Origin of the sequence: Bordetella sp. (assembly GCF_051960075.1) — a bacterium.
Taxonomy (GTDB): domain Bacteria; phylum Pseudomonadota; class Gammaproteobacteria; order Burkholderiales; family Burkholderiaceae_B; genus Bordetella.
In genome coordinates, this window is the sequence record NZ_JBQCER010000070.1 from 40,602 (window position 1) to 46,799 (window position 6,198).

Genomic DNA, 6,198 nt, shown 5'->3' on the forward strand with positions numbered 1-6,198 from the left:
CTCAGTCTGCGAAATAGCTGGCGGGCGCCTGCTGGCGCAGGGCCTGCATGTGATCGGTAATGTGATTGACGTGCGCCGACACGCTGGCGCGCAGCCCTTTAGCATCGTGGGCGGCAAATTGGGCCAATATCTGCTCGTGCTCGCGCAGGGCTCGATCGGAATGGCCCGCCACATGCCCCAGCAGCAGCCATCGCACCCGGTCAAACTGGCGCTTGATGGGCTCGAGCATGACCCAGACATGGCCCCTGCCCGCAAACTCGAAAAGCCGCCGGTGCATCAGTTCATCCAGCTCTGAAAAGCGGTCGGTCTGCCCGTCGGTGACCGCGTCGCGCTGCTGCTGCACGATGCGCTTCAGTTCGGCCAGTTGCCCAGGCGTGATCGTCCGCGCGAGCTCGGCATGATTGGCGCCCTCGAGCGTACTGCGCACGAACCGCCCCTCTTCGAGCAGTTGAACGCTGATCGGCGCGACGATGGTTCCTACCTGGCGGTAGATCAGCACCAGCTGCTCGTCGGCCAGCTGCGCCAGTGCTTCGCGCACGGGCGTACGGCTGACGTTGATCATCTTGGAGATCGCAGCCTCGGACAGGGCCGTACGCGGCGGCAGCGTGCCGCGCACGATGGCGCGCAAGAGCAGGCTGTGCACCTGATCCGCATACGAGTGCGCCGGATCCAGCCGGAAATCGGACAGCGCGGCTGTCAATGGATCCTCCGGCGCGAGCATGGATTTTTGCGGATCCAGGGCGGCGGTATTGCGGTTCATTCGTTCCAAGTTTGGCATTCCACCATGGTAGTACGTATTGGAAAAAAATCTTTTCTTTTAGGGTTATCCCTAGATCTTAGAGAGGGAAATTATCCTTAGACTGCGAACATTGGTCGACTACCATGGTACTGTGGTGGATAGCAAAATACAAAAATCACTCTCGAACAGCTCGTTGCCGCCTACCGCAACGCGGCAACTCGATACTCGGGTCAGCGTCCCCGCCTACGACCGCGCCCTGCTGGCCGCGGGCATCGTGCATCTGGGGTTGGGCGCATTCCATCGCGCCCACCAGGCGGTCTACACCGAGCAGGTCGTCGCAAGCGGCGATCGGCGCTGGGGCATTGTCGGCATCAGCCTGCGCGACGCGCGGGTACCCCAGACTCTGACTGCGCAAGACTGTCTGTACTCGGTCACGCAACGGCACAGCAACGAAGCGCACACCCGCGTGGTGGGTGCGCTCAAAGAGGCGCTGCATGCCCCCACGCAATTGCAGGCCGTGCTGTCGGCGCTGAGCAGCCCTTCGACGTCGGTCGTGACGATCACCGTCACCGAAAAGGGCTATAGCCAGAACCCCGCCACCGGTGCGCTAGACCTGAACGACGAAACCATCCGGCACGATCTCGCTCACGCGCGCGCGCCGCGCTCCACGCTGGGCGTGCTGGCCGAAGGCATACGCCGCCGGCCGGCCGGCGCGCCGCTCACGGTACTGTGCTGCGACAACATGGCGGCCAACGGCGACACGCTGCGCAAGCTGCTGGCGCAGTATGCGCAAGAGGTCGACGCATCCCTGGCGCGCCGCGTCGGATCGGACATCGCCTTCCCCAACAGCATGGTCGACCGCATCGTGCCGGCGGCTACCGCCGAATCGCTGGAATATGCCGCAGGCCGCCTCGGACTGCGCGACGAGGCCGCCATCGTCTGCGAACCCTTCACCCAATGGGTGATCGAGGATCGTTTCACCGGCCCGCGTCCCGCCTGGGAAGAGGCCGGCGCCCTGTTGACCGGCGACGTGCGCCCTTACCAGGCCATGAAGCTGCGCCTGCTCAACGGCACGCACTCCGCCATCGCCTATGCCGGGCAGCTGCGCGGCCTGGACAGCGTCTCCGATGCCATGGCGGATCCGCTGACGGGCTCGTTCGCGCGCCGGCTGATGCTGGAAGACCTGTGCGCCACCGTGGCAGCGCCTGCGGGCTATGACGTGCAGGCCTACTGTCGCGACCTGCTCAGGCGCTTCGAGAATCCGGCTCTGGCGCACCGCACGCAGCAAATCGCCACCGACGGCACGCAGAAGGTGCCGGTGCGCTGGCTGCCCGCACTGCGCGAAAGCCTGGCGGCCGGCATCGAGCGGCCCCTGCTCGAACGCGCGCTGGCTGCATGGCTGCACTACCTGACCTACGAACGCAGCGACTCGGGCGCCGCGCTGCACATCAGCGATCCGGGCGCCGCCGCCCTGGCCGAGCGCCTACGGCAGGCAGCTTCGCCGCGGCAGGCCATCGCCGCCGCCCTAGCGCACACGCCGGTCTTCGGCGCCGAACCTTATCCGCCGGCTTTTGCCGCGCGTATCGCGCAACATCTCATCACCCTCAAGGAGGGCGGCATGGCTGCCCTCCTTACCCAGCACTAATCAAAAAAATCCATACCCAAGGAGACAAGCATGACCTTTACCCCCACCCGTCGCCAGTTTGGCCAAACCCTTCTCGCCGGCGCCGCTGCGGCCGCGCTGCCGCGCTTCGCATTCGCGCAAAACAAGATCACGCTCAAATACGGCACCGCGTTTCCGGCCGACCATCCCGGCACGGTGCGCATCAAGGAAGCCGCCGCACAGATCGGCAAGGACACGGGCGGCAAGGTAGACCTGCAGGTCTACCCCAACGGCCAGCTCGGCAGCGAACCCGACATGATCTCGCAGACCCGCTCGGGCGCGATCGACATCATGTCCACCGCCGGCACCAATCTGCAGACGCTGGTTCCCACCGCGGGCATCAACGGTGTGGCGTTCGCCTTCAAGGACTACGCCACCGTCTGGGCCGCCATGGACGGCGACCTGGGCAACTACGTGCGCGCCGCACTGGCCAAAGTCAATCTGCACGCCTACGACAAAGTCCTGGACAACGGCTACCGCAACATCACCACGTCCACCAAACCCATCGTCATGCCCGAGGACCTCAAAGGTTTCAAGATCCGCGTGCCCGGCATTCCGATGTGGATCTCGATGTTCAAGGCGCTGGGCGCATCCCCCACGGCCATCGACTTCGGCCAGCTGTATTCCGCGCTGCAGACCAAGGTGGTCGACGGCCAGGAGAATCCGCTGACGCTGATACAGAGCGCCAAGCTCTACGAGGTGCAGAAATACTGCTCGCTCACCGGCCACACCTGGGACGGCCACTTCATCTTCGGCAATGCCAAGAAGCTGCAATCGCTGCCCAAGGAAGTGCAAGAGTCCCTGACCCGCAATCTGGACGCGGCCGCGATGAAGGAACGTGCGGACATCGCCCGGCTCAACGGCGACGCCCAGGCGCAACTCGCCAAGCTGGGCATCGTGTTCAACCAACCCGACCCTACCCCGTTCCGCGAGATGCTGAGCAGCGCAGGCTTCTATGCCGAATGGAAAAAGAAGTACGGCGAAGAAGTATGGGCCAAGCTGGAAAAGTACGCCGGCAAGCTGGCCTGACGCGCAGGCAGGCCAGCCATGTATTCCTGCACTGACTCCCGGGGCGCCGCCCCCCGCCAGGCACGCCGCCTCGATCGGCTGCTGAGCGGGGTGACCGAGGTGCCCGCCGCCATACTCGTCGTGGCGGAAATCCTGATCCTGGGCAGCGGCACGTTCTCGCGCTATGTGCTGGACGCGCCGCTGACCTGGACCGACGAACTGGCCGGCATCCTGTTTCTTTGGCTGGCCATGCTCGGCGCGTGCATCGCGCTGCAGCGCAACGCGCACATGCAGCTCACCACTTTCATCAAGGACCTTCCGCCCGGCGCGCGTGCCTGGCTGCAAGCACTGGGTCTGAGCCTGGTGGTGGCCTTCCTGGCGATGCTGTGCCTGCCCGCCTGGGAGCACTGGCAGGACGACTTCGACGTCACCACGCCGGTGCTGGGACTGGCCGAAGGCTGGCGCAGCGGCGCCGTGCTGGTCGGCACGGTGCTGATGCTGATGACGGCCGTCACCCGCTGGATCGAACAGTCGAACGGCAAACAACTGGCCGTGACCAGCGCGGCCATCGTCCTGTGCGGCGCCGGTCTATGGGCGCTGACGCCGATGCTGTCAGAACTGGGCAACGTCAACTTGGTGATCTTCTTTCTAGGCATGCTGGTGACGTGCATCGTGATCGGCGTGCCCATCGGCTTCGCCTTCGGCCTTGCGACGATGTGCTATCTGCTCTTCTCGACCCAGACGCCGGTCTCGATCGTGCCCAACCGCATGGAAGAAGGCATGTCGAACCTGATTCTGCTGGCGGTGCCGCTGTTCGTCTTTCTCGGTTCGCTGATCGAGATGGCTGGGCTGGCCCGCGCGATGATCAATTTTCTCGTAAGCCTGATCGGCCACGTGCGCGGCGGCCTGCAGTATGTACTGCTGGGCGCCATGTACATTGTCTCGGGCATTTCAGGCGCGAAGGCGGCCGATATGGCGGCGGTGGCGCCGACGCTGTTTCCCGAGATGAAGAAGCGCGGCAACGACGAAGGCGATCTCATCGGCTTGCTGTCGGCCTCGGGGGCGATGTCCGAGACGATTCCGCCGAGCATCGTGCTCATCACCGTCGGCTCGGTCACGGGCGTCTCCATCACTTCGCTATTCATCGGCGGCTTGATGCCGGCCGCTGTGGGAGCGCTGCTGATGGCGTCCGTGGTGTGGTGGCAGACGCGCCGCGAAGACATGAGCGGCGTGAGCAGGTCGCCGCGCAAAGAAATCGGCCGCCTGCTGGTGACGGCATTGCCTGCGCTGGCGCTGCCGCTGATCATCCGCACCTCGGTGGTGGAAGGCGTGGCCACGGCCACCGAGGTTTCTACCATCGGCATCTTCTATACCGTGCTGGCGGGCATCCTCATCTACCGGCAGTTCGACTGGCGCCGCATCTATCCCATGCTGGTGGAAACTGCCTCGCTGTCTGGCGCGATTCTGCTGATCGTGGGCTGTGCGACGACCATGGCCTGGGCGTTGACGCAGTCGGGCTTCGCGCACGAACTGGTCAGAATCATGACGGCGGTGCCGGGCGGCAAACTCGGTTTCCTGCTGGTATCGGCGCTGACTTTCGTACTGCTTGGCAGCCTGCTGGAGGGCATTCCGGCCATCGTGCTGTTTGGGCCGCTGCTGTTTCCCATCGCCAAACTGGTCGGCGTCAACGAAGTGCATTACGCCATGGTAGCGGTCTTCGCCATGGGCCTGGGCCTGTTCGCGCCACCCTTCGGCGTCGGCTTCTATGCGGCCTGCGCCATCGGGCGCGTATCGCCCGACGCGGCCATGCCGCGCGTGTGGCCGCACATGATCGCGCTGTTCGTCGCGCTGCTGCTGCTGGTGTTCGTGCCCTGGATCTCGACCGGATTCCTCTAGTCCGCATTTTTCTGCTTACCCTCATCTGCCATGAAGATCGAACGCATCGATATCATCGTGACCTGCCCCGGTCGCAACTTCGTCACCGTGAAGGTGCTCACCAGCGATGGCGTCTACGGACTGGGCGACGCCACGCTAAACGGCCGCGAACTGGCCGTTCACGCCTACTTGCAAGATCATGTGGTCCCCTGCCTGATCGGGCGCGATCCGCGCAACATCGAGGATATATGGCAATACCTGTACCGCGGCGCCTATTGGCGGCGCGGCCCGGTAACGATGACCGCCATCGCCGCCATCGACATGGCGCTGTGGGACATCAAAGGCAAGCTGGCCGGCATGCCGGTCTACCAGCTGTTGGGCGGAAAGAGCCGCGACGGGCTCATGGTGTACGGCCACGCCAACGGACGCGATCACGCCGAGGCGGTCGACGCGGTGCTCGAGCATCAGGAAAAAGGCTACAAGGCGATCCGCGTGCAGTCGGGCGTGCCCGGCCTGGAAAAGACCTACGGCGTGGGCAAGACCCAGGGCTATTACGAGCCCGCCGAGAAAGGCCTGCCGCCCGAAGAGCCCTGGGACACCGCGCTCTACCTGCGCCACACGCCCGAGCTGTTCCGCAAAGTGCGCGAGGCGGCCGGCCCCGACGTACATCTGCTGCACGACGCGCATCATCGCCTCACGCCCATCGAGGCCGGGCAGTTGGGCAAGTCGCTTGAACCGTACCGGCTGTTCTGGGTCGAGGACGCCACGCCGGCCGAGAACCAGGAGTCCTTCCGGCTGATCCGGCAACACACCACGACGCCGCTGGCCGTGGGCGAGGTGTTCAACTCGATCTGGGAATGCAATTATCTGATCCGCGAACAGCTGATCGATTACATCCGCGCCACCATCGTCC

5 protein-coding genes are annotated in these 6,198 nt (G+C 64.7%); 4 read left to right on the forward strand and 1 reads right to left on the reverse strand.

Going from position 1 to position 6,198, the window contains the following annotated elements; genetic code table 11:
• Position 1 precedes the first annotated feature (1 nt).
• A complete protein-coding gene (locus tag ACTHJ1_RS11740) occupies positions 2-721 on the reverse strand; it encodes a GntR family transcriptional regulator (RefSeq protein WP_440192436.1) in 720 nt (239 codons plus the stop codon).
• Positions 722-932: 211 nt separating this feature from the next.
• On the opposite strand from ACTHJ1_RS11740, the gene ACTHJ1_RS11745 reads away from it, so the two are divergent.
• The 4 genes from ACTHJ1_RS11745 to ACTHJ1_RS11760 form a co-directional block, all read left to right on the forward strand.
• On the forward strand, positions 933-2,384 hold the full coding sequence (locus ACTHJ1_RS11745; RefSeq protein WP_440192413.1) for a mannitol dehydrogenase family protein: 1,452 nt from the start codon (positions 933-935) through the stop codon (positions 2,382-2,384).
• A 30-nt stretch (positions 2,385-2,414) separates the two neighbouring features.
• A complete protein-coding gene (locus ACTHJ1_RS11750) occupies positions 2,415-3,431 on the forward strand; it encodes a TRAP transporter substrate-binding protein (protein ID WP_440192418.1) in 1,017 nt (338 codons plus the stop codon).
• 18 nt (positions 3,432-3,449) lie between these two features.
• Positions 3,450-5,306 carry a TRAP transporter large permease gene (locus ACTHJ1_RS11755; protein WP_440192421.1) on the forward strand — a complete coding sequence of 619 codons (1,857 nt, stop codon included), beginning with the start codon at positions 3,450-3,452 and terminating at the stop codon, positions 5,304-5,306.
• A gap of 30 nt (positions 5,307-5,336) precedes the next feature.
• On the forward strand, positions 5,337-6,198 hold an 862-nt coding region (locus ACTHJ1_RS11760), incomplete at its 3' end, for a D-galactonate dehydratase family protein (protein WP_440192424.1).